The organism is Pseudomonas sp. BN411 (assembly GCF_029871235.1).
GTDB lineage: Bacteria > Pseudomonadota > Gammaproteobacteria > Pseudomonadales > Pseudomonadaceae > Metapseudomonas.
The window spans coordinates 1-19,569 of the sequence record NZ_SSOM01000036.1 but is presented as its reverse complement, the minus strand read 5'-3'; the positions used below and the strand labels follow the sequence as shown (position 1 = coordinate 19,569).

The window sequence follows — 19,569 nt, the reverse complement described above, 5'->3', positions numbered from 1 at the left end:
GAGGCCTGAGGTAGTGGTCGCCGTGTCAGCGATCGGCCCGCTGGTCGCGGCTGCGATCGAGCAGGAAGCTGCACAGGAGGCCGGTGCCGAAGGCGGCCGCGCTCCAGGGGGCCAGTGCCAGCGCCACGGGCATCAACAGGAACGCACCGATCAGCGCGGAGTTCGCCAACAGCGTCGGGATGCTCGCGCGCACGCCCGACTGCTGGGGCCATGGCGTGTATCGACGCAGCATTGCCTTGATGGGAACCCATGCCGCCAGGCCGATCATGGCCAGGACACAGCCTTCCAGCCAGGGATCTTGCGGGCCCGAGAACAGCAGGAAGGCCGTCAGCACGATCGCTGCACTGCCATTCATCAGCAGATCAGCCCGATGCGCAGGCTGGCTGCGCTTCGGCAAATAAATGTTCATCGTGGCTCACCCCGGCCAAGTGCTGTGCAGAGTTGCCTTGTCGAGTCTGGGTGGAGTGTCCGAGGGCGTCTGTCTGCTAGCGCACACAGGTGAGCGTTGCGTCGCTGTGTCGGGCCGGGAGATATGGCTGGGGACGAATCGTGGATCAGACGATCCGGCACGAATTCTGAGGTTTGGCGTTGTTGGCCTTGGCCAGCCGGGTGACGCTTTGCAGGCTGATCAGATCCTCGCCGGACGCGTAGCAGTCTTCATAGCGCAACAGGCTGGAGCTCGACACCGGGACATTGATAACGGTTGGAGTATCGTCTGGCGGACGCTCGCGCCAAGTGATCCGGATGATGTTGCCGGAACTCCTGGAAACTACGAAGTATGCAGAGATCATGGTGAGCTCCTTTGCCAGGCTAGTCCTTCAGGTGGTGCTGGCAGCTAGAGGGTGCGGCTTCTCTCGAAAAAGCTGATCACTTGCTTCTCGGCCTCTTCATGGGTCATCTCGTAGCGCTCCTGGATCAGGTTGGCCAGTTTCTGGGTGTCGCCTTCGGAGCCAATCAGTTCGGCTACGGTCAGTTCATCCCATACGACCCTGGCACTGCCCACCAGCTCCCGCCATTTGCTCTTGATGATGTCTGCAAGAATCCTGCTCATGGTCTGACCTCAGTCATTGGATGGAGTACTCGCGAACGGGCGAGTCCTGATCAGAACCAGCATGGCAGCGGCGATATGATCGGTCGGTGCGCCATCGCGCTTAGCACCGGCTGTCTTGCGAGGAGCCTGGCCGTTGCAGCGAAGGCCAGTGCCTGACGGGGAATCAGCGCTTGGGAGCCTCGACGGGGGCTAAGCCGGTGAGCTCGTCATCACCACGTGGAGTGATGGACTGGTCGAAGCATGGATTTTGCTGCATTTCCTGCCGCAGAGGCTGCTCGCCGACGGCTTTATTCTCGGCTGGGCGTTCTGGTAGCAGCTCGCATCTTTTCTTGATGACCGCGTCGATCTTGTCGAGGAAATGGTAGAGGGCGCGTGTTCGTTGTCTGCGCGCGGGGCCATCCGCTTCCTGCGCAGCGCTATCGAGAGCATCGGGAGTGTGGCTATCGGTTTCGTCGGTCATATCTGCTTCGCTCAGGCGGAATTGCGTACTGCGGGCATGGTGTCAGGCACGGCGCGCGGGGTCGGTGCGTTGAACCACATAGCCCTCCGTGGGCTGGCGCACCGAAGGGGCCCCCTGGACCTGCAATGATCGGCAGAAGGCACCGCATCCCGCAGCGCCTCCGATCCAGAGGTCGTCATGCACACCTACATCGATCCCAACCTGCAACGAAAACCTGGCAAGCGCCGCTCTCAGCGACCGCCATTCTTGAGAACGTCCGGCCAGCAGCTACTCGACCATGTCGACGAGGCGAACGACGCGGCACGCGTACCAAAGAGCGACGAACTGCCGCAAGGGACCAAAACATGAGCCTTGCACGCTGTCAGGCATGAGTACGGCAGCGCACCGACGCAGGTCTCTCACTCTGCAATGCTCATGTAACCGGCCCGCCATATTCCGGGCCTTATCGAGAGCACCATGAGCATCTCAAGCTGCACCGAAAAAACTACCTGGCTCCAAAGGCCCGCTGATCTTGGAAAGTTGCACGAGGGCACGCCACGCTTGCCGGTCTTCTCCCGGGCGGAACTTTATTCGTTCCCGGTGCCGGAAGATGACGTAGAGGCCGACCTGATCGTCGTACCCACATGCCCGGAGGCCCCTCCGGCAAAACCTCCGACCCCGTAATCACACACCTACACAGCGGGCTTGTGGCGCCAGGCCGGTCCCATCACCTTGATGGATGTGTTATCCGCATCTGCGCTTGTACGCGTTACGCACCGATGCAAGGAGAGACAACATGAAATGCGTGAACTGCTTAGGTGAGGCGCGAACGATTGACGCTCAGATGAATGGGATTGAGATCAATTGTCCCAACTGCGGGCATTTCTCTGTGTCTGCAAGCGTTCTAAGGCAGAGACCTGGGCGGTCACTGGACGCCGAGAAAACCCGGGTGTTTCTCCACAACGAACTCGATATCAACCCAGGACATCTCCCCGTGATCAATAGCGAGAACGTGATCTGGGCACCAACCGGCTAGCCTTTGCCCGAGTGGATTGATCGTCCTTTCCGGGCTTCCGCCATCTTGCGATCAGCCACCTTTGACTACCTGCCCGTGAACTTCGAGGGTCAACAGCTCGATGCGCTCTGTCAGCTCCTTGGTCAGTTCCGTGAGCCGGGTATTTCGTTCCAGCAACTCCAGCAACTGGGCGCTGCTCTGCGCTGCGATGGCTTGCCGCTGCTCATTGGCGATGGCAAGCGTCTCCCGGTGTTTTGCATCTGCTTCGGCATGTGCCTTGTCCCGGGCGGCTTGGCGCGTTTGCGCGAGCAGGATTAGCGGTGCCGCGTAGGCCGCCTGGAGACTGAAGGCCAGGTTGAGCAGGATGAAAGGGTAGGCGTCAAAATGGACCAGGCCCACAAGGTTCGCAGCAATCCAGACCAAGACAATTGCAGTTTGTGCCCCCAGGAAAAGCGGTGTGCCAAAGAACCGCGCGAATGCTTCGGCCTTGAGGGCGAACGAATCATTGCCAAAGGTCGGTGCCAGGTGCTCATGGGGGCGATGGAAACGCATGTGGTCATTGGCGACTTGGGTGGTCGATAACGACGCGGTGTTGGAGGGGGGCGTTTTCATTGGACTCTCCTGCTGGGCCCTGCCGGCTACCTTCCATGAGTCTGAGCGCCCGGATACCTGTGTAGTGTTCCGAAGTCGCATCCCGAATCGGCCCCAAGCTACCTGCGCATTGCCTATCTGCAGGTTGTGGCGTATCGAACTGCGCTATCGCCACTCCATCATCCAGCAATTCGCGTCCGGCATCGATTGATGCTCATTCCTACCTGCCCATCGAAACCAAGCCTTTGAAGCCTTCTCGGGGCATCTGGACGGTCTGTGGCGGTACGGTCTGGGGCAATTCAAACTGCTGGCTTGCCCTGGCTATTTCGAACCCAACTGGCCGCTGATCCGAAAGGACGTGGGGGGCGATCTGCTGGTGGACTGGCTACTGGAGGAAACCGAGTACAGCCTGCCATCACCAAGATGGAGTAGTGCACCGATATGTATATCTCCACTCTGCGCAGCACATCGAGGCCATGGGCGGACAGCTAGAGGTGATTTGGCATGGAAGCGCTGGAGTTTGAGTCGCCCTACATTTCTCGTTTGATACGCAGGACGGTAGTTGTAGAACAGTCGGCATGCCGCGCCGTAGATCTAATGCCGAGACCCGCCCTCAGAAGCTCGGCGACCCGCTTGTGCAGATCGGCGTCGACCGGGCGCCCCTTGTACTTGCCTTCATCCTTGGCTTTCTTGATGCCCTGGGCCTGGCGCTCGCGGCGCTGCTCATAGTCCTTGCGGGCGATGGCAGCCATCATCTCCACCAGCATCGAATTGATGGCGCCGAGCATGCGCCTGGTGAACTCGTCACCCTTGGTGTCGGCGATACCCTGGTGGCTGGTGGGCAGATCGAGCGCGACGATGCGCAGGCCCTTGGAGTCGATGGCAGCCTTCAGCTTCTGCCAATCCTCGGCAGGCAGGCGGGAGAGGCGGTCGATGGATTCCACCAGCAGCACGTCACCCTTGCGCGCATCCTTCAGCAGGCGCAGCAGCTCCGGCCGGTCGGCCTTGGCGCCGCTGGCGTTCTCCAGGTACTCCGCGGCGATCACGCGATCATGGCGGGCAGCGAACTGCTCCAGGACCTCGCGGGCTCGGCTGGCATCTTGCTCGAAAGTGGAGGCGCGGAGGTAGGCACGGACGAACATGATTCCTGGCTCCTGTATCATTTGAGGTGCTTTTTAAAAACTGTTGCACTTTGGGTGTTACTTTTAAATGAATCAGTACGAAGAAATCCCCGTCGCGCCGTTTGTAATTAGGTATGCCTTTTTGAAAACGAACAACAGAGTCGGCCAGAAGCAGCCAACAGCGGCTTCGGCGGTGGCCGCTGGCGATTTCGAGAAGGAATAAAGTGACCAGTCAAAGCCTGTTTTGGCGCCCGAAAACGAGGTGCGTTCGTCCATGAGAAGGGAGGCGAGATACTCCTCTGCAGAGACTTCGTTCTGCTCCCTGGCACAGAGGTACTCACCAGAAGTAGAGGTCAGGCCATAATAGCCTTCCGCTTTCTTCGCAGTGCCGCCGCCCACCTGCAGCCCGGCGGGCGCACCTGGCCCGGCTGAACTAGGAGTGCGCAATTTTGCGCAGTCGTTCTGCACCGGCCAGATAAAGTGACTAGACGGCTACTTTTACCAATCCGGCTACTTCCTTTTTTTGACTAATCTGCCCTCGGTCTACAAATAGCTCTTATCTATTGGATGTTTGATTTTTTGAGCGTAAAATCTATCATCAGTTTTAGATTGTGCCCCTATGCGCGCCACCTCCGAAGCCCGGCCCCTGTCGGGCTTTTTCATGTCCGCCGCCAGAACCATTGGAGCGACCAGACGAAGCCGTAAAGCCAAGGCTGCTGCCTGCGCGAAGGGCGCGGCGAACTGACGAGGTGCCAATATGCGCAAGAAGAACCCCAGCAAGACCCCCACCGACAACCCGGCGGCCAAGCCAGCGGAGCCGACTAAGCCCAAGCGCGGCCCCGGCCGCCCGACCACCTACAGTGCGGAAATGGTCGAGCGCATCTGTGCCGCGCTGATGGAGCCCTGTTCGCTGAACCGCCTGTGCAAACGCCCAGGCATGCCGGCGCGTGCAGTGGTCTGCCGCTGGTTAATCAGGCACGAAGAATTCCGCCTCGCCTACCAGGCGGCCATGGCGGTGCGTATTGATCTGGTCGTCGATGAGACGCTCGACATCGCCGACGACGCAGAGCTTGATCCGGCGGCGATCAGCAAGGCCAAGCTGATGATCGACAGTCGTTGGCGGATGGCCGAGCGCCTGGCCGCGCGCAAGTACGGAATCAAGCAGCAGGTTGAAACCAGCGTCACCCAGCTGACCCATGAGCAGTGGCTGGAACACCTGACTTGACCGCAGGGCTCGACGGGCTGGCGATCCGGCAGCGCCTGAAGGATGACTTCCTCCACTACGCGCCGCGCTGCCTGAACATCCGCACCAAGGCGGGCGGGGTGACGCCGTTCACGTTGAACTAGGCCCAGGTCTACCTGCACAACATCGCAGAGCGGCAACTGCGCAAGCAGGGCTATGTGTCTGCGCCTGAATAGTCCGCAAGCCACTCGTCAACGCTTTGGTCCTCCGGTCTCTTATGTTGATAGGGTGGAATGCTCGCTCCCGTAAACCCGCGCCCCTTAATCACCTTGTTACCGTAATTCTTGTCGCTCGTAGTTTGTTTTGCTTGAAAGGCATGTGCTCCCTGGCTTTGAGCGAAATCCTTGTCCGGCATTCTTGTCTGGACGCTGTCCGGAATGTGTCTGGGTGTTGTCTGCAACTTGTCCGGCAGAATTGCGGCGTGCACAAGGCGCGAAGGTACAGTCAACGGACGTAGCGAACTGGCATCCATGCGGTCGTTCTGCACGGTCGCAGTAAACAGAATCCCCTTCAGGTTGCCCATATAGTCGTGGAACGACGAGAGGCGTTTGGGCTCCGGAAGCTCTGTTGATCTCCAGAAGCGATAGAAGTGGCTGCGTTTGCCGATACGAAAATGTCCTTTCGGCAATGCTGTCCCCTTCTTGGCAGCTCCGACATTCCGGCAGCGGGTAAGCTCTGCATTGAAAATGACATAGGGCGATGCGTCTGTTGTTGGCGACAGAAACTGTAGGGTTACGCCAGGGGCTTTATGTGGACCGTAGTGGCCTGTCGTGTAACCGCAAAATTCATAGGCCTCCAATCCAAGTGCGGTCAGGATTTCTCGGGCAAGGCCGGCCGTATGCTTCTTCAGCCATTCAGGTGGGACCGGTTTCCCACTTGCAGGTTGGATGATGATGCGTCCAAGTTCGATGCTAATTTCATCACCACGGCGGAGTAGCTTCGAGGCGAGAGGCGTCATGGGCTACCCCTGGCTTTTATGGTCCAGCAGGCCGAGAGGACTGTGTGGGGCGTCGCAGCGCTGACGTGCGAGGACGGACAAACACACCTGCAGAGCAAGCGAGATAATGGTGCCTGTGACTGCGGGTGGTTCGCCGGCCGTGGAGGAAGTCCGAATGCGGGCATTCGTGCTTACGACGGGAGTGAGGCGGGATGCTTGGCTCATTCTGCGTCCCGCGCTTCGATCTTGGCAGCCAGCCACCCCTTTCGCTCCAGGTAGGCGTTCATAATGTTCAGCTCCCGGCGGGCAGCGATGCTGTCCACCAGGCTAAGGTACAGATGCTCCAGCAGGTGAATGCACTGGGCTGCGGTGCTGGTATCATGGCCGTGCGACGGGCTGCGTTCTTCTTCGGGAGGCGTGGCCTTTTTCATTTAGGCGTCCTCGCCCAGCTGCTCGGCAACCCAGGCCTCAATCTCCCAGCTGTCCCAGCCGACGATGTGCGAACCAGCGATGCGGCGGCACTTCGGGAAGCGCCCCTCTTTCATCAGGTCGTAAATCATGGTGCGGCCCAAGCCGGATTTTTCCTTCACAGTCGGCAGGCGCATGATACGGCGGGACTGTTGAGTCTTTGCGGCCATCGTCGTTACCTCTAGGTAAGCCCCGGTGTGGGGCGGACGACCGCATGAAATCAGGCTTTTCTGGGTAAGCCCTATGCACCCAACCCACTAATTTCTCACCCAACCCACTTACCCAGCGGACAGGGCTTTGCGGATGGTTTCGAATGAGTCGGGCAGATTGAGATGCTGTTTTACCAGTTCGGCAAGCAGTCTTTTGCTGGCTGGCTCCTTTCTCGCCGCCTGAATCTCCGCGGCCTTCGCTCGCCATCGCTGGCGCTCGATCTCCCTGGCCGAGCGGTCTTCGCGCGGCTTGGCTGCCGAGTCCTTGCGAATGCTTCGTAGCTGGGCGCCAAGGGAGGCATCCGACTCGCATGGGACGTTGATCGCGGGGTTGGTGCTCACAAAACGCTCATACTCAGTCTGGCTTACCAGAAGATCAGAGGCCTGGAAACGAATGCCGTCTGGCGCAGTGCTAGAGAGAGGCGTGCACACCGTCTGGCTGTCGTCCGAGTATCGCACCAGGCTGGCAGGCTCCAAGTTGAGCGAGTAGACCGTGACAGACCCTTCGGCTAGGCATTCGCAGGCTTCTCGCGTTGAGAGACGGCCGTAACTCCCTGGAAATTGCCTTGCATGCCTGGGCTCTTCATCCCATAGCCCGGCTACACGCCACAGCCCGAGCTGGGGTGGCGCGTTCACGCAAACGCTCAGCCGGCCCGCCGTAACCAACTGAACCAATTCTTCTTGCTCGTCCCTTAGCATGCGAGCCACGTTGGCCAACGGAAGTGCCTTAGCCTGCGATCCCCAAGCTTCTACTGTCTTGCTCAATCTCTTGCTCTCTCAGGTGCCCCACTTTTTGAAGTAGCCGGCCAACCAGGCGGGTGGGAAGTCCGCTGTTTGTCACGTCGGACTAGGCTGGCCGGTGCTCAGTCAGGCGCGCTTGAAGCCGCCCTGAATCACGTTCCCCGCTGGCGGGGTGGTCGCGTACTGCGCCCAGTCGGCCATCAAGGCGCGGCGTTTCTCGAAAAAATCGGATCGGGAATAGGCGCCCTCGGTCTGGTCGCGCTCGTCATGGGCCAGCGCCAGCTCGCAGACTTCGCGCGGATAATGGGTGCGCTCGTTTGCCCAGTCGCGGAAGCTCGACCGGAAGCCATGGCGGGTGATGTCTTCATGTCCCAAGCGGTGCAACAGGTTGCGGATTGCGTTGGCGTGCAGTACGCCGGTCTTGCCCTGGCCGGGGAACAGATACTGGCTGCCCTCAATGCGTGGCATGGACTCCAGCAACTCGACCACTTGCGCAGGCAGGGGAATATCGAAGGCTTGGCGCACCTTCATCCGGTCGGCGGGCAACGACCATACGCCGGCTGCCAGATCGAATTCAGGCCAGGCAGCAAAGCGGATCATTTTCAAGCGGGCGCCAGTCAGGATCAGCAGGCGGGCGGCCAGTGCGTCCCGGCCTTCGATCTGCGCCAGCCGTACCATCAGTCCCGGCACGTCGCGCCAGTTCATCGCGGGGAAGTGCTGGCGTTTGCGAGCTTTCTTCTTCTCGGCCCGGCCCAGCAGGTTCTCCAGGTTCCCCCGCCAGAGCGCAGGGTTGTCGCCGTCGCGCAGTCTGCGGGTCTTGGCGGCGGCCAAGACGGCTTCAATTTGGCCACGTACTTCATCAGCCGTGCGGGTCTTGGTCGCCCATATCGGTTTCAGCACCTGCAAGATGTGCTCGGTGTCGATGGCGCTGGCGGGGAGAGTGCCGATAACGGGGAAGGCGTACAGCTCCAGTTTGCGCATCCAGCCCTTGCGCCATTTGTCCGACCAACTCGCCCCATGGGCCTCCATGTACTCGGTCGCCAGCGACTTGAAATCACGGCGCTTGGCTTCCTGCTGGCGCTGAGCCTCGCGCTGCCGCTCGCGTTCGGCGTCACGGGCTGCCATGGGGTCGGCACCCGCGGCCAGCAGCTTGCGCTGATCGGCAGCGGCCAGGCGGGCTGCCTTCAAGCTCACCTCGGGAAAGCCGCCTAGCCCCATCTCCCGACGCTTGCCGTTGAGCTGAAAGCGCAGCACCCATGACTTTCGCCCGGTGGCCTTCACCACAAGGCGCAGACCGTCGCCATCTTCGTAGGTCCCAGGCTCGAACAAGTTCTCGACTTTTTTGGGGTTCAGCTTGCCCATGCTCTGCTCCGTCCCGCCGTTTCTGTTCCCCCACTTGTTCCCCCACTTTTTCGCGGCAAGGGGTGGGGCGGGGTGAACGTCTACGGACAATTATTAGGCTGAAAGCCGCGTAGAATCTAGGGTTTGCGGAAAGTAGCGAAAAACTGCGGACAATAAAAAAGCCGGCTTGTGGCCGGCTTTTCATGAGAGGTCGGGGCTTACTTTTGGTAGGCCGCAACCGCTTTAGTAATTTCAGCGCGGGCAGCGTCAGCGTTGCCCCAGCCTTCAACTTTCACCCACTTGCCTTTTTCGAGGTCTTTGTAGTTCTCGAAGAAGTGCTTGATCTGCTCCAGCAGCAGGGCCGGCAGGTCGGTGTATTCCTTCACGTCCTTGTAGAGGACGCTCAGTTTGTCGTGGGGAACGGCCAGCAGTTTGGCGTCGCCACCAGCTTCGTCGGTCATGTGCAGGACGCCGACCGGACGGGCGCGGATTACGGCACCCGGAGCGACCGGGTAGGGGGTGACGACCAGTACGTCCAGGGGATCGCCGTCGTCAGCCAGGGTGTTCGGGATGTAGCCGTAGTTGGCCGGGTAGAACATCGGGGTGGCCATGAAACGGTCGACGAACAGGCAGTCGCTGTCCTTGTCGATTTCGTATTTGATCGGCGCGTGGTTGGCCGGGATTTCGATGGCGACGTAGATGTCGTTCGGCAGGTCTTTGCCAGCCGGGATCTTGCTGTAGCTCATGGTCAACTCCCTGGGGTGGGGCCAAAAAAGTGGGCGCGATTATAGGCACATTCCGGGGCCGATGCTACGCCGTTGTGCTCATCCATTGGTCGCGTCGCGATAGTCAGGGTGGGTGTCCTGCAAGTGCTTCAGGCGGTCCAGCGGGTCCTGGCGGTAGAAGGCCTGGAGCTGGCGGTAGACAGCGGGAAAGGCCTGGTCCAGCAGGTCCGGCGCGGTGAAGAAGTACTCGCTGGCGACGGCGAAGAACTCCGCCGGATCTTCAGCCGCGTAGGGATCGATCGGCGTTTCGGCGTCCGGGTTGCGGTCGAGCTGGGCGTTCAGCTCGTCGTAGGCGGTCTTCATGGCGAGCGCCCAGTCGGACTGGCGCATGTCGCGGTGCAGGGGCGGCAGACCATTGGGCGAGCCGTTGAGCATGTCGAGCTTGTGCGCCAGCTCGTGGATCACCAGGTTGTAGCCATCCCAGCCACCGCTGGCCTTCACGCCGGGCCAGGCGAGGATCACCGGGCCGTACTGCCAGGCTTCGCCGCTGCGCTCGTCGTCGTATTCGTGCTCTACACCCGCCGCGTCGCGGTGGCGCTGGGGGCTGACGAAGTCGTCGGGGTAGAGCACCAGTTCGTGGAAGCCCTGGTACCAGTTGAGGTCCGGCAGGTGCAGCAGGGGCAACTGGGCCAGCGCGGCGAGGGTCAGGCGGTCCTCGCGGGTGAGTTCGACGCCGGGCAGAGCGGTGATGCGCTTTTCATGCAGGAAGAGCACGCTGCGCTCGCGCAGGCGCTGGTTTTCCGCTTCGTCCAGGCCGTCGAGGATCGGCAGGCGTTGCTTCACCACCGCCCACTGCTGGGCGGTGAACGGGTTGCGGGCGAGGATCCGCCGGCGGCGCCAGCTGCGATAGGACCACATGGGACGCGGGTCAGCTTGAGTGCTCGGCGCCTTTGCCAGAGGGGCGAAAGTGGCTCCGGGCGAAGCCGATCGCCATCGGCAGCAGGGACACGCCGATGATCGCGATCACCATCAGCGAAAGGTTCTGCTTGATGAAGGGCACGTTGCCGAAGAAGTAGCCCAGGGTCACCAGGCCGCCCACCCAGAGGATGGTGCCCAGCACGCTGAAGGCCAGGAAGCGGGCGTAGGGCATACGGCCCACGCCGGCGACGAAGGGGGCGAAGGTCCGCACGATGGGCAGGAAGCGCGCCATGGTCACGGTCTTGCCGCCGTGGCGGTCGTAGAACTCGTGGGTGCGCTGCAGGTAGTCGCGGCGGAAGATTTTCGAGTTGGGGTTGCTGAACAGGCGCTCGCCTGCGGTGCGTCCGATCAGGTAATTGGTGCTGTCGCCGGTGATGGCCGCGAACATCAGCAGGCCGCCGAGCAGCCAGGGGTCCATGCCGCCGGTGGCGCAGACGGCGCCGGCAATGAACAGCAGGGAGTCGCCAGGCAGGAAGGGCGTTACCACCAGGCCCGTCTCACAGAAGATGACCAGGAAGAGGATGGCGTAGATCCAGGTTCCGTAATTGGTGACCAGCAGGTTGAGGTATTGGTCCAGGTGCAGGATGAGGTCGATCGGGTTGAAATCCATGAGACGCCTTGTGGGTGACTGCGGCGGGTGAGGGCGCTTATCGACGCATTATAGGGGGAAGTTTCCCTGCAACGGCGAGCGGTTGTCCGAATCGTGGACGGCAGGAATGCTACGACTGTTTCGAGTGATTTCCCTTACAAGGATGCGCATTCACGCACTTGTAATTGCAGGAAAGGACGACTTACGGACTTGGGCGGCGCAGCAAGCAGCTTTTACGGTCGCGCAATTGCTGGTGCTGGGGGAGGCAGAGGCCCGGCTCGCTAGCCGGGCCTTGGCAGCGGGGTTAGTCGCTGTTGATCGGCAGGATGTAGTTCTTGAACTCGGTGTCTTCGTGGAAACCGATGGATTCGTACACCTTGTGCGCCACTTCGTTGCTTACGCTGGACGACACGCGCATACGCACGGCGTTGGTTTCCCGAGCCATTTTCTTCGCGGTCTGCAACAGGCGGTCGGCTACCAGTTGGCGGCGGGCGTCTTCGGCGACGTAGATGTCGTTGAGAATCCATACCCGCTTCAGGGCCAGCGAGGAGAAGCTCGGATAGAGCTGGCAGAAGCCCAGCAGGCGGCTCTCGTCATCATCGGCGAGGGCCAGGTAGATCACTGACTCCTTGCGGCTCAGGCGCTTTTCCAGAAACTTCTTCGAGGACTCCGGGAACGGCAGTTCACCATAGAACTCACGGTACTTCACGAACAGCGGCGTAAGCAGGTCCAGGTGCTCCAGGGTGGCTTGGACGATGCGCATGATGGGCCTCGGTATCTGTGGATTGACGTGATTGGCGATGCAGGGGCTGTGCCAGCCAACGTACTCGATGCTGCACCAGAAAATGTGGAAAGCGCAATCCAAGCAAGCGTTTGAACGGTTGGGTCGTCTCGTGACTGCCCATTGCTGCCACGAGACGGGTACGGGTCAGAGGATGTTCAACGGGTATTCGATGAAGGCACGCACTTCGTTGAGGTCCGGCCCCACCTGGTTGTCGGCACGGTAGATGGAGTTGCGCAGCTTGAAGGACAGGTCCTTCGCCGCGCCGTCCTGCACCACGTACTTGAACTGGTTGAACAGCTCGCGCTCGGTGCCGTCGTTCTCGCCGCCGGCGACGATGTCGGTGCCGCGCACGTAAGCGACCTTGTAGGTCAGGCCCGGCACGCCGTAGCCGCCGAAGTCCAGCTCGTAGCTGGCTTGCCAGGACTGCTCGTCTTCCAGGTTGAAGTCGGAGAAGTAGGAGTTGGCCACGTAGATGGTGCTGCCGCCGTCGCCGAAGTCGTAGGCGTAGCCTGCATCACCGGTGTTGCGTTGGTGCGCGACGATGAAGGCGTGGGCGCCGATGCTGTATTTGGCCGCCAGGCTCCAGATCGTGTTCTTGTCGTCCTGGCCATCGCCGCCGAACGCCAGCGCGGCCTCGGAGCCGTCGTCGTATTTGGTGCGGTAGGCATTGAAGTCGAAGTTCAGCGCCTGCTCGTCGCTGAACGGGATGTTGTAGTTCAGGTTGGCGTAGTACTTCCTGAACATGTCCTCCACATCGGAGTGGTACAGCGACACGCTGAAATCGTCGGTGACGGCGTAACTGCCGCCGACCACGTCGATGCTCTTCAGGTGGTTGGGGTCGCGCGCCGGGTCGCCCATGGGACTGTCGCCGGTGAAGTGGCCCGCGTTGAACTCCAGACCCGCGATTTCCTTGCTGGTGAGCAGCGTGCCGGTGAAGGCCTGGGGCAGCAGACGGCTGTCGTCATGGGCCAGCACGGGCAGGTTGGGGAACTGGTTGCCGTATTTCAGCACGGTGTTGGACGCGCGCAGCTTGACCACGCCACCAGCTTCGGAGAGGTCATCGACCGGGTGACCGTCGCTGTCGGTGTCGAAGAAGGCCGTGTAATTGCGCCCACGGCCGCTGTCCAGCTTCACGCCAAGCAGGCCGTAGGCGTCGACGCCGAAACCAATGGTGCCTTGAGTGAAGCCTGACTCAAAGGTGCCGATGAAGCCCTGACCCCAGACCTTGGCGTCGGCGGCGCCGTCCTTGAAATCACGGTTGAAGTAGGCGTTGCGCAGCAGCAGGGTAGCGTTGGCATCTTCGACGAAACCCTGGGATTCGGACTGCTCGCTGGCAAGGGCGGGCAGGCTGAGAGCGGCGGAAACCGCGAGCGCCAGAGCGCTCAGTTGGGTCGCTTGCATCGCAGTGCTCCTGATGGTGTTCGAGGCTGCCGACTTCTGGGACGGCTTGATTTGTGTCTAGCCGACGATCTGGCACCGCGCGTTTCGCGGCGACCAGCGGTTCAGAGCGGTCGCAGGGCCGGTCGAGTGCGGTCAACGACCGTCGGGGCCACCGGTGAGTGCAGCGAGCACTGGAGCAGGAGCGAGAATTTTACGGCGGCGCGTCTGCGCCGAGGGTTCAGTGGTGGTCGGTGGCCAGCAGGAAATTGCCGGCCAGGGCGCGGTCCGGTTCGCCGGAAAGGCTCGGTACTTCGGCCTCGTCCTTCAGGTTCACCCCGGACAGCTGGCGACGGCAGGCTTCGCGCATCAGGTAGAGCAGACGATGCGCCGCCATGCCGTAGCTGAGACCCTCCAGGCGGACGTTGGAGATGCAGTTGCGATAGGCATCGGTGAGGCCCACTTTCGGCGCCCAGGTGAAGTACAGGCCGAGGCTGTCCGGCGAGCTGAGACCGGGGCGTTCGCCGATCAGGATCACCACCATCTTCGCGCCGAGCAGTTCGCCGATCTCATCGGCCACCGCCACGCGCCCTTGTTGCACCAGCACCACGGGCGAGAGCGACCAGCCTTCGGCCGTCGCCTGTTCTTCCATGCGTTCCAGGAAGGGCAGGCTGTGACGTTGAACGGCGAGGGCGGAGAGACCGTCAGCCACCACTACCGCGAGGTCGTAACCGTTAGGGTTGGCCCGGGCATGCTCCTGCAGTTTTTCCCGGGAGGCCGAATCCAGGCGCCGACCGAGGTCCGGGCGTTGCAGGTAGGTGTCGCGGTCCGCTGCGGCGCTGTGCAGCAGCAGGGTGTCACGGCCGCGTTCGGCCAGTGAGGCGCTGAGGCCTATGTGGTCGAACGGCAGGTGTACCGCGTCCCGCGCCTGGGCGTGGGCGTACTGGAAATTCAGCTGCGCGTGGGTGGGCAAGCTGATGCCGGCGCGCCCCAGGGCGATGCGCGCCGGGGTGAGGCGGCGCAGCTCTTCCCAAGGGTTGGCGGTGTGGCCGGAGGTGGGGCGTGGAGTTTTCATACATCTCTCCTCGGGGTCAGGCCAGTCGTGCAATGGCCTGACGGAAGGCGGGCGGCAACTGGTCGCCGAGCATGACCCGGCCATCGCTCTGCACCAGGATTCCCATGCGTTCCAGCCAGGTCTCGAACTCCGGAGCCGGCTTCAGGCCCAGGCTCTGGCGGGCGTAGAGGGCGTCATGGAAGGAGGTGGTCTGGTAGTTGAGCATCACGTCGTCGGAACCGGGGATGCCCATGATGAAGTTGATACCGGCCACACCGAGCAGGGTAAGCAAGGTATCCATGTCGTCCTGGTCGGCTTCGGCGTGGTTGGTGTAGCAGATATCGCAGCCCATGGGCACGCCGAGCAGCTTGGCGCAGAAGTGGTCTTCCAGGCCGGCGCGGATGATCTGCTTGCCGTTGTAGAGGTACTCCGGGCCGATGAAGCCGACCACGGTGTTCACCAGGAACGGGTTGAAGTGCCGGGCAACCGCATAGGCGCGGGTTTCGCAGGTCTGCTGGTCGACGCCGTGGTGGGCGTTGGCCGACAGCGCGCTGCCCTGGCCGGTCTCGAAGTACATCAGGTTGTTGCCCAAGGTGCCGCGCTTCTGCGACAGGCCGGCTTCGTAGCCTTCCTGGAGAATCTTCAGGCTGATGCCGAAGCTGGCGTTGGCCGCCTCGGTGCCGGCGATGGACTGGAACACCAGGTCCAGCGGCACCCCGCGCTCGATGGCGGCGATGGAGGTGGTGACGTGGGTCAGCACGCAGGCCTGGGTGGGAATCTCGTAGCGCTGGATGATCGCATCGAGCATTTCCAGCATCGCGCAGATGGAGGAAATGCTGTCGGTGGCCGGGTTGATGCCGAGCATGGCGTCGCCGTTGCCGTAGAGCAGGCCGTCGAGAATGCTTGCAGCGATGCCGGCAGGTTCGTCCGTGGGGTGGTTGGGCTGCAGGCGGGTGGAGAGCCGGCCGCGCAGGCCCATGGTGTTGCGGAAGCGGGTGATCACGCGGATTTTCTGCGCCACCAGTACCAGGTCCTGCACGCGCATGATCTTCGACACGGCGGCGGCCATTTCGGGCGTCAGGCCCTTGGCCAGGGCGCGCAGGCTGGCTTCGTCTGCATGCTCGCTGAGCAGCCAGTCGCGGAAGCCGCCGACGGTGAGGTGGCTGACCGGGTCGAAGGCTGCGCGGTCGTGGCTGTCGATGATCAGCCGGGTGACCTCGTCTTCTTCGTAGGGAATCAGCGCCTCGTCGAGGAAGTGCTTGAGGGGAATGTCGGCCAGGGCCATCTGCGCGGCGACCCGCTCGCCGTCGCTGGTGGCGGCTACACCGGCCAGGTAGTCGCCGGAGCGCGCCGGGCTGGCCTTGGCCATGACTTCCTTGAGGCTGTCGAAACGCCAGGTTTCGCCGCCGACGCTGTGGGAAAAACTGCTCACTCGAAGCTCTCCTTGATAAGGCGCCCCAGCTTTCTTGCACTGGGGCGCGGGAGGGTCAGGCGCGGTTCAGCAGGGCATCCGCCGGGGCATCGGCGCGATGGTGGGCGGTGAACTGGAAGTAGATATACCCCGCCGCCATGAAGCCAAGGAAGATGAATCCGATCAAGGTGTTGAACCAGGCCATCGCCAGCAGGCAGACCACGGCCAGCACCAGGGCGATGGCGGGGACCACCGGATAGCCCGGCGCGCGGAAGGTGCGCTCCAGGTTCGGTTCGCTGGCGCGCAGCTTGAACAGGCTGAGCATGCTGATGATGTACATCACGATGGCGCCGAACACGCTCATGGTGATCATCGCAGCGGTCAGGGTCATGCCCTGCAGGTTAACCAGGCCGTCGCTGTAGATGGCGGCGATGCCCACCACGCCACCGGCGATGATCGCGCGGTGCGGGGTCTGGAAGCGCGACAGCTTGGCCAGGCCACGGGGCAGGTAGCCGGCGCGGGCCAGTGCGAAGAACTGGCGCGAGTAGCCGAGGATGATGCCGTGGAAGCTGGCGACCAGGCCGAACAGACCGATCCACACCAGCATGTGCATCCAGGTGGAGTCATTGCCGACCACGGCTTTCATGGCCTGGGGCAGCGGGTCGTTGATGTTCGACAGTTGGCGCCAGTCGCCCACGCCACCGGCCATGATCATCACGCCGATGGCGAGGAATACCAGGGTGAGGATGCCGGCGATGTAGGCACGCGGGATGGTGCGTTTCGGGTCCTTGGCTTCCTCGGCCGCCATGGCCGCGCCCTCGATGGCGAGGAAGAACCAGATGGCGAAGGGGATGGCGGCGAAGATGCCGGAGAGGGCCTCGCCGCTGAACTCATTGGAGCCGGCCCAACCATTCAGCACGAAGTTGGAGAAGCTGAAGCCCGGCGCCACCACCCCCATGAACACCAGCAGCTCGGCCACGGCCAGCACGGTGACCACCAGTTCAAAGGTGGCTGCGATGCTGACGCCGAGGATGTTCAGGGTCATGAACACGATATAGGCGCCCACTGCTGCGTGCTTCGGGTCCAGCTCCGGGTACTGGACGTTGAGGTAGGCGCCGATGGCCATGGCGATGGCCGGCGGGGCAAAGACGAACTCGATCAGCGTGGCGATCCCGGCGATCAGTCCGCCCTTCTCACCGAAGGCGCGACGGCTATACGCGAAGGGTCCGCCCGCGTGGGGAATGGCGGTGGTCAGTTCGGTGAAGCTGAAGATGAAACAGGTGTACATGGTGGCTACCAGCAGGGCGGTAACCAGGAAGCCGAGGGTGCCGGCCGTGCCCCAGCCGTAGCTCCAGCCGAAGTATTCACCGGAGATCACCAGGCCGACTGCGATGCCCCAGAGGTGCAGGGTGCCGAGCGTTGGTTTTAGTTGTGTTGTGCTCATCGGGACTCCTCGCCCCAAGGGGCGTCGTTGGTGGAAGGCCAGGTCCGATCTTATCCAGCGACCCCGCGCAGGACTTGACCCTGGAACGCCATGTGCGGCCTGTGCGGTCAAGTTGTGTCCCTTTGTTACCCATCGCCCCACGAGCCCTGCTCCGGCGTGGGGCACGAACCTGTGGAATGCACGGATTTGGCTCCGAAATGGCCCTCGCGCGCGGGCCGCGGCCAATGTCTGGAAGGCACGGCGCGAGGGCATGGGTTTTGCTTGAACGTGTGATCAAAAAAAGACTTGGTAGTCCGTGATGAACCAGCCCCTGTTCTCCAGTGCCAGCCTGCAGGCGCACATGACCAACAACGTCGGTGTGCTGTCGGCTGCCGCCAGTGGTCTCGACCGTTTCATCACGGATCAGGGCGGCGACCTCGACCGCATCTTCGGCCGCGCCGGCATCGACCCGGAGCAGCTGCTGCACCCGACCCTGAGCCTGGCATTGCCCAACTATTGCCAGGTGCTGGAAGAGGCCGCGCGGCAGTCGGGTTGCGACAACTTCGGCTTGCGCTATGGCCAGCAGTTCCAGCCCCGTGCGTTGGGGCTGCTGGGCTATGTCGGGCTCAGCTCGGCGACCCTGGAAGACGCGCTGAAGAACTTTGCGGCGGCCTTCCCCTATCACCAGCACAGCACCCTGATCCGTCTGGTGGATTGCGGCGAGTGTTTCCGTTTCGACTACCAGGTTCGTCACGGCGCGATCCTCGACCGCCGCCAGGACGCCGAACTCACCATGGGCATGGCGCTCAACCTGATTCGCCATGCGCTGGGCCGCGACTGGTCTCCGCGCGCGGTGGCCTTCGAGCATGACCGGCCGGAGGGCTGGCAGGAGCACAGCCAGGTCTTCGGTGCGCCGGTGCAGTTCGGCCGGCCATGCAATTTCCTGTTGGTGCCCAAGGGCGATGTGCAGGGCAAGCCGATGCCCGAGGCCGATCCCAATCTGCTGTTCCTGTTCCAGGATGTGATCCGTCGTCTGGGCGAGCAGGGCTGCGGGCCGAGCCTCCTGGAAGAGGCGGGCACGCAGATTCGTCTGGCCTTGAGCCTTGGCGAGCCCAGCCTGGAACAGATCGCCGAGCGCCTGGAGATGACTCCGGCTGGCCTGCAGCGCCGCCTGCGCGAAGAAAACCTCAGCTTCAGCCAGCTGGTGGAGCAGACCCGCCGCGACCTGGCGCTGCATTACCTGCGGCAACGTCAGCGGCCAATCTCCGAGCTGGCACCCTTGCTCGGATACTCCGAAACCAGCGCCTTCTCCCGCGCCTTCCGCCGCTGGTTTGGTGTGAGCCCGAGGCAGTGGCGGGGGGATGAGCGCTGAGGTCTGGATAACTTTCTGTGGTGCAGGGCGGAGCAGGCGGGAGTCACCCCTCTCCACTTCAGGGAGAGGGGCTGGGGGAGAGGGTGAATGCATTTGCACGGAGTTCGAAGGGCAGCCCTTCGGCCTGCTTGGCGAATGAATTCGCCCCTACAGGTTTAGTGCCCGGGGTGGGGATGTAGGAGCGAGCTCTGCTCGCGATTCGGTATGAAGTGGTCAAGTAAAACTGGACACCGGTTTAGGTCTATCCGGCCAGCGCTTCGCGCTGTACCGGTGTCTGGTAACTGTTGTAGCTGTGCGGCCGTCGGTGGTTGTAGTAGTCGGTCAGGTAGCGCAGTACGTCAGCCTCTGCTTCGGCTTGGCTGGCGTAACCCGAAGCCGGTATCCATTCGGATTTGAGGCTCCGGAAGAAACGCTCCATCGGGGCGTTGTCCCAGCAATTGCCGCGACGACTCATGCTCTGGCGGATTCGATGCCGCCAGAGCAATTGTCGAAACTCCTGACTGCTGTAGTGGCTGCCCTGGTCGGAGTGAAACAGCACTCCGCCGGGGCAACCGCGAGCCTCATAGGCCACGCGCAAAGCACGTCCGGTGAGCTGCGAGTCCGGACGATCGGACATTGCCCAACCCACAATCCGCCGCGCATACAGGTCCATGACCGCGGCCAAGTAGATCCAGCGCCCGCCGGCCCAGATGTACGTCAC

The 19,569-nt window shown here is 62.2% G+C and carries 25 protein-coding genes and 1 pseudogene; 5 read left to right on the top strand and 21 right to left on the bottom strand.

Annotated features, from left to right (window positions below):
• Window positions 1-25 precede the first annotated feature (25 nt).
• The 4 genes from E8F06_RS04355 to E8F06_RS04340 all read right to left on the bottom strand — a co-directional run bounded on the left by E8F06_RS04355 (window position 26) and on the right by E8F06_RS04340 (window position 1,511).
• The gene (locus E8F06_RS04355) at window positions 26-409 is read right to left on the bottom strand and encodes a hypothetical protein (protein WP_280364612.1); all 384 of its coding nucleotides are present in this window, start codon (window positions 407-409) and stop codon (window positions 26-28) included.
• A 145-nt stretch (window positions 410-554) separates the two neighbouring features.
• Window positions 555-791, bottom strand: coding sequence for a hypothetical protein (locus E8F06_RS04350; protein ID WP_280364610.1), 237 nt, complete (start codon window positions 789-791; stop codon window positions 555-557).
• A 44-nt stretch (window positions 792-835) separates the two neighbouring features.
• Window positions 836-1,051, bottom strand: a complete 216-nt coding sequence (locus tag E8F06_RS04345; protein ID WP_280364607.1) for a CsbD family protein — start codon at window positions 1,049-1,051, stop codon at window positions 836-838.
• 163 nt (window positions 1,052-1,214) lie between these two features.
• On the bottom strand, window positions 1,215-1,511 hold the full coding sequence (locus E8F06_RS04340) for a hypothetical protein (protein WP_280364605.1): 297 nt from the start codon (window positions 1,509-1,511) through the stop codon (window positions 1,215-1,217).
• 177 nt (window positions 1,512-1,688) lie between these two features.
• Between E8F06_RS04340 and E8F06_RS04335 the strand changes: the two genes are divergently transcribed.
• Window positions 1,689-1,859 (top strand): hypothetical protein, encoded by a 171-nt coding sequence (locus E8F06_RS04335; protein WP_280364603.1) that lies wholly within the window; start codon window positions 1,689-1,691, stop codon window positions 1,857-1,859.
• Between the two features lie 718 nt (window positions 1,860-2,577).
• Here E8F06_RS04335 and E8F06_RS04330 read toward each other — a convergent pair.
• Window positions 2,578-3,117: a DUF1003 domain-containing protein gene (locus E8F06_RS04330; protein ID WP_016490683.1), complete on the bottom strand. Its 540-nt coding sequence runs from the start codon at window positions 3,115-3,117 to the stop codon at window positions 2,578-2,580.
• Between the two features lie 124 nt (window positions 3,118-3,241).
• Between E8F06_RS04330 and E8F06_RS04325 the strand changes: the two are divergent.
• Window positions 3,242-3,502 (top strand): annotated as a pseudogene (locus tag E8F06_RS04325) (hypothetical protein); the annotation flags it as partial.
• Window positions 3,503-3,626: 124 nt separating this feature from the next.
• Here E8F06_RS04325 and E8F06_RS04320 read toward each other — a convergent pair.
• On the bottom strand, window positions 3,627-4,238 hold the full coding sequence (locus E8F06_RS04320; protein WP_016490684.1) for a recombinase family protein: 612 nt from the start codon (window positions 4,236-4,238) through the stop codon (window positions 3,627-3,629).
• A 72-nt stretch (window positions 4,239-4,310) separates the two neighbouring features.
• The gene (locus E8F06_RS04315; RefSeq protein ID WP_280364598.1) at window positions 4,311-4,664 is read right to left on the bottom strand and encodes a hypothetical protein; all 354 of its coding nucleotides are present in this window, start codon (window positions 4,662-4,664) and stop codon (window positions 4,311-4,313) included.
• Between the two features lie 310 nt (window positions 4,665-4,974).
• On the opposite strand from E8F06_RS04315, the gene E8F06_RS04310 reads away from it, so the two are divergent.
• On the top strand, window positions 4,975-5,442 hold the full coding sequence (locus E8F06_RS04310) for a hypothetical protein (RefSeq protein WP_016490686.1): 468 nt from the start codon (window positions 4,975-4,977) through the stop codon (window positions 5,440-5,442).
• A complete protein-coding gene (locus tag E8F06_RS04305; RefSeq protein ID WP_280364594.1) occupies window positions 5,439-5,564 on the top strand; it encodes a hypothetical protein in 126 nt (41 codons plus the stop codon). The genes E8F06_RS04310 and E8F06_RS04305 overlap by 4 nt, the downstream gene beginning before the upstream one ends.
• A gap of 50 nt (window positions 5,565-5,614) precedes the next feature.
• Here E8F06_RS04305 and E8F06_RS04300 read toward each other — a convergent pair whose 3' ends face one another.
• The 13 genes from E8F06_RS04300 to eat form a co-directional block, all read right to left on the bottom strand.
• Complete coding sequence (locus tag E8F06_RS04300) at window positions 5,615-6,418, bottom strand: hypothetical protein (protein ID WP_280364592.1); 804 nt, start codon at window positions 6,416-6,418, stop codon at window positions 5,615-5,617.
• A gap of 200 nt (window positions 6,419-6,618) precedes the next feature.
• Entirely contained in the window at window positions 6,619-6,828 is a 210-nt protein-coding gene (locus E8F06_RS04295) for a hypothetical protein (protein ID WP_016490688.1), read from the bottom strand.
• On the bottom strand, window positions 6,829-7,035 hold the full coding sequence (locus tag E8F06_RS04290; protein ID WP_016490689.1) for an AlpA family phage regulatory protein: 207 nt from the start codon (window positions 7,033-7,035) through the stop codon (window positions 6,829-6,831).
• Between the two features lie 108 nt (window positions 7,036-7,143).
• Entirely contained in the window at window positions 7,144-7,416 is a 273-nt protein-coding gene (locus tag E8F06_RS04285) for a hypothetical protein (protein ID WP_144276941.1), read from the bottom strand.
• Between the two features lie 525 nt (window positions 7,417-7,941).
• A complete protein-coding gene (locus E8F06_RS04280) occupies window positions 7,942-9,177 on the bottom strand; it encodes an integrase arm-type DNA-binding domain-containing protein (protein WP_280364585.1) in 1,236 nt (411 codons plus the stop codon).
• Window positions 9,178-9,374: 197 nt separating this feature from the next.
• Window positions 9,375-9,902: an inorganic diphosphatase gene (ppa, locus tag E8F06_RS04275; RefSeq protein ID WP_280364583.1), complete on the bottom strand. Its 528-nt coding sequence runs from the start codon at window positions 9,900-9,902 to the stop codon at window positions 9,375-9,377.
• Between the two features lie 78 nt (window positions 9,903-9,980).
• Window positions 9,981-10,799: a zinc-dependent peptidase gene (locus E8F06_RS04270; protein WP_280364580.1), complete on the bottom strand. Its 819-nt coding sequence runs from the start codon at window positions 10,797-10,799 to the stop codon at window positions 9,981-9,983.
• Between the two features lie 10 nt (window positions 10,800-10,809).
• On the bottom strand, window positions 10,810-11,469 hold the full coding sequence (locus E8F06_RS04265) for a DedA family protein (protein ID WP_280364578.1): 660 nt from the start codon (window positions 11,467-11,469) through the stop codon (window positions 10,810-10,812).
• A gap of 283 nt (window positions 11,470-11,752) precedes the next feature.
• Window positions 11,753-12,211 carry a GNAT family N-acetyltransferase gene (locus E8F06_RS04260; RefSeq protein ID WP_280364576.1) on the bottom strand — a complete coding sequence of 153 codons (459 nt, stop codon included), beginning with the start codon at window positions 12,209-12,211 and terminating at the stop codon, window positions 11,753-11,755.
• A gap of 165 nt (window positions 12,212-12,376) precedes the next feature.
• Entirely contained in the window at window positions 12,377-13,633 is a 1,257-nt protein-coding gene (locus E8F06_RS04255; protein ID WP_280364573.1) for an OprD family porin, read from the bottom strand.
• A 217-nt stretch (window positions 13,634-13,850) separates the two neighbouring features.
• A complete protein-coding gene (gene eutC, locus E8F06_RS04250; protein WP_280364572.1) occupies window positions 13,851-14,684 on the bottom strand; it encodes an ethanolamine ammonia-lyase subunit EutC in 834 nt (277 codons plus the stop codon).
• A 16-nt stretch (window positions 14,685-14,700) separates the two neighbouring features.
• Window positions 14,701-16,095, bottom strand: coding sequence for an ethanolamine ammonia-lyase subunit EutB (locus tag E8F06_RS04245; RefSeq protein ID WP_280364569.1), 1,395 nt, complete (start codon window positions 16,093-16,095; stop codon window positions 14,701-14,703).
• A gap of 55 nt (window positions 16,096-16,150) precedes the next feature.
• The gene (gene eat / locus E8F06_RS04240; protein ID WP_280364566.1) at window positions 16,151-17,518 is read right to left on the bottom strand and encodes an ethanolamine permease; all 1,368 of its coding nucleotides are present in this window, start codon (window positions 17,516-17,518) and stop codon (window positions 16,151-16,153) included.
• A gap of 298 nt (window positions 17,519-17,816) precedes the next feature.
• Here eat and E8F06_RS04235 point away from each other — a divergent pair, with 298 nt between their 5' ends.
• Window positions 17,817-18,869 carry an AraC family transcriptional regulator gene (locus tag E8F06_RS04235; RefSeq protein WP_280364564.1) on the top strand — a complete coding sequence of 351 codons (1,053 nt, stop codon included), beginning with the start codon at window positions 17,817-17,819 and terminating at the stop codon, window positions 18,867-18,869.
• Window positions 18,870-19,110: 241 nt separating this feature from the next.
• Here E8F06_RS04235 and E8F06_RS04230 read toward each other — a convergent pair.
• A partial coding sequence (locus E8F06_RS04230) for an IS3 family transposase (protein ID WP_280364562.1) occupies window positions 19,111-19,569 on the bottom strand: 459 nt, incomplete at its 5' end.

What these genes read in the sequence shown, in the direction of transcription:
- ppa (WP_280364583.1), bottom strand. Translation starts at nt 9,902, where the DNA reads ATGAGCTACAGCAAGATCCCGGCTGGCAAAGACCTGCCGAACGACATC.
- E8F06_RS04340 (WP_280364605.1), bottom strand. Translation starts at nt 1,511, where the DNA reads ATGACCGACGAAACCGATAGCCACACTCCCGATGCTCTCGATAGCGCT.
- E8F06_RS04260 (WP_280364576.1), bottom strand. Translation starts at nt 12,211, where the DNA reads ATGCGCATCGTCCAAGCCACCCTGGAGCACCTGGACCTGCTTACGCCG.
- E8F06_RS04345 (WP_280364607.1), bottom strand. Translation starts at nt 1,051, where the DNA reads ATGAGCAGGATTCTTGCAGACATCATCAAGAGCAAATGGCGGGAGCTG.
- E8F06_RS04320 (WP_016490684.1), bottom strand. Translation starts at nt 4,238, where the DNA reads ATGTTCGTCCGTGCCTACCTCCGCGCCTCCACTTTCGAGCAAGATGCC.
- E8F06_RS04355 (WP_280364612.1), bottom strand. Translation starts at nt 409, where the DNA reads ATGAACATTTATTTGCCGAAGCGCAGCCAGCCTGCGCATCGGGCTGAT.
- E8F06_RS04335 (WP_280364603.1), top strand. Translation starts at nt 1,689, where the DNA reads ATGCACACCTACATCGATCCCAACCTGCAACGAAAACCTGGCAAGCGC.
- E8F06_RS04295 (WP_016490688.1), bottom strand. Translation starts at nt 6,828, where the DNA reads ATGAAAAAGGCCACGCCTCCCGAAGAAGAACGCAGCCCGTCGCACGGC.
- eat (WP_280364566.1), bottom strand. Translation starts at nt 17,518, where the DNA reads ATGAGCACAACACAACTAAAACCAACGCTCGGCACCCTGCACCTCTGG.
- eutC (WP_280364572.1), bottom strand. Translation starts at nt 14,684, where the DNA reads ATGAAAACTCCACGCCCCACCTCCGGCCACACCGCCAACCCTTGGGAA.
- E8F06_RS04310 (WP_016490686.1), top strand. Translation starts at nt 4,975, where the DNA reads ATGCGCAAGAAGAACCCCAGCAAGACCCCCACCGACAACCCGGCGGCC.
- E8F06_RS04350 (WP_280364610.1), bottom strand. Translation starts at nt 791, where the DNA reads ATGATCTCTGCATACTTCGTAGTTTCCAGGAGTTCCGGCAACATCATC.
- E8F06_RS04300 (WP_280364592.1), bottom strand. Translation starts at nt 6,418, where the DNA reads ATGACGCCTCTCGCCTCGAAGCTACTCCGCCGTGGTGATGAAATTAGC.
- E8F06_RS04235 (WP_280364564.1), top strand. Translation starts at nt 17,817, where the DNA reads ATGAACCAGCCCCTGTTCTCCAGTGCCAGCCTGCAGGCGCACATGACC.
- E8F06_RS04265 (WP_280364578.1), bottom strand. Translation starts at nt 11,469, where the DNA reads ATGGATTTCAACCCGATCGACCTCATCCTGCACCTGGACCAATACCTC.
- E8F06_RS04290 (WP_016490689.1), bottom strand. Translation starts at nt 7,035, where the DNA reads ATGGCCGCAAAGACTCAACAGTCCCGCCGTATCATGCGCCTGCCGACT.
- E8F06_RS04255 (WP_280364573.1), bottom strand. Translation starts at nt 13,633, where the DNA reads ATGCAAGCGACCCAACTGAGCGCTCTGGCGCTCGCGGTTTCCGCCGCT.
- E8F06_RS04280 (WP_280364585.1), bottom strand. Translation starts at nt 9,177, where the DNA reads ATGGGCAAGCTGAACCCCAAAAAAGTCGAGAACTTGTTCGAGCCTGGG.
- E8F06_RS04270 (WP_280364580.1), bottom strand. Translation starts at nt 10,799, where the DNA reads ATGTGGTCCTATCGCAGCTGGCGCCGCCGGCGGATCCTCGCCCGCAAC.
- E8F06_RS04330 (WP_016490683.1), bottom strand. Translation starts at nt 3,117, where the DNA reads ATGAAAACGCCCCCCTCCAACACCGCGTCGTTATCGACCACCCAAGTC.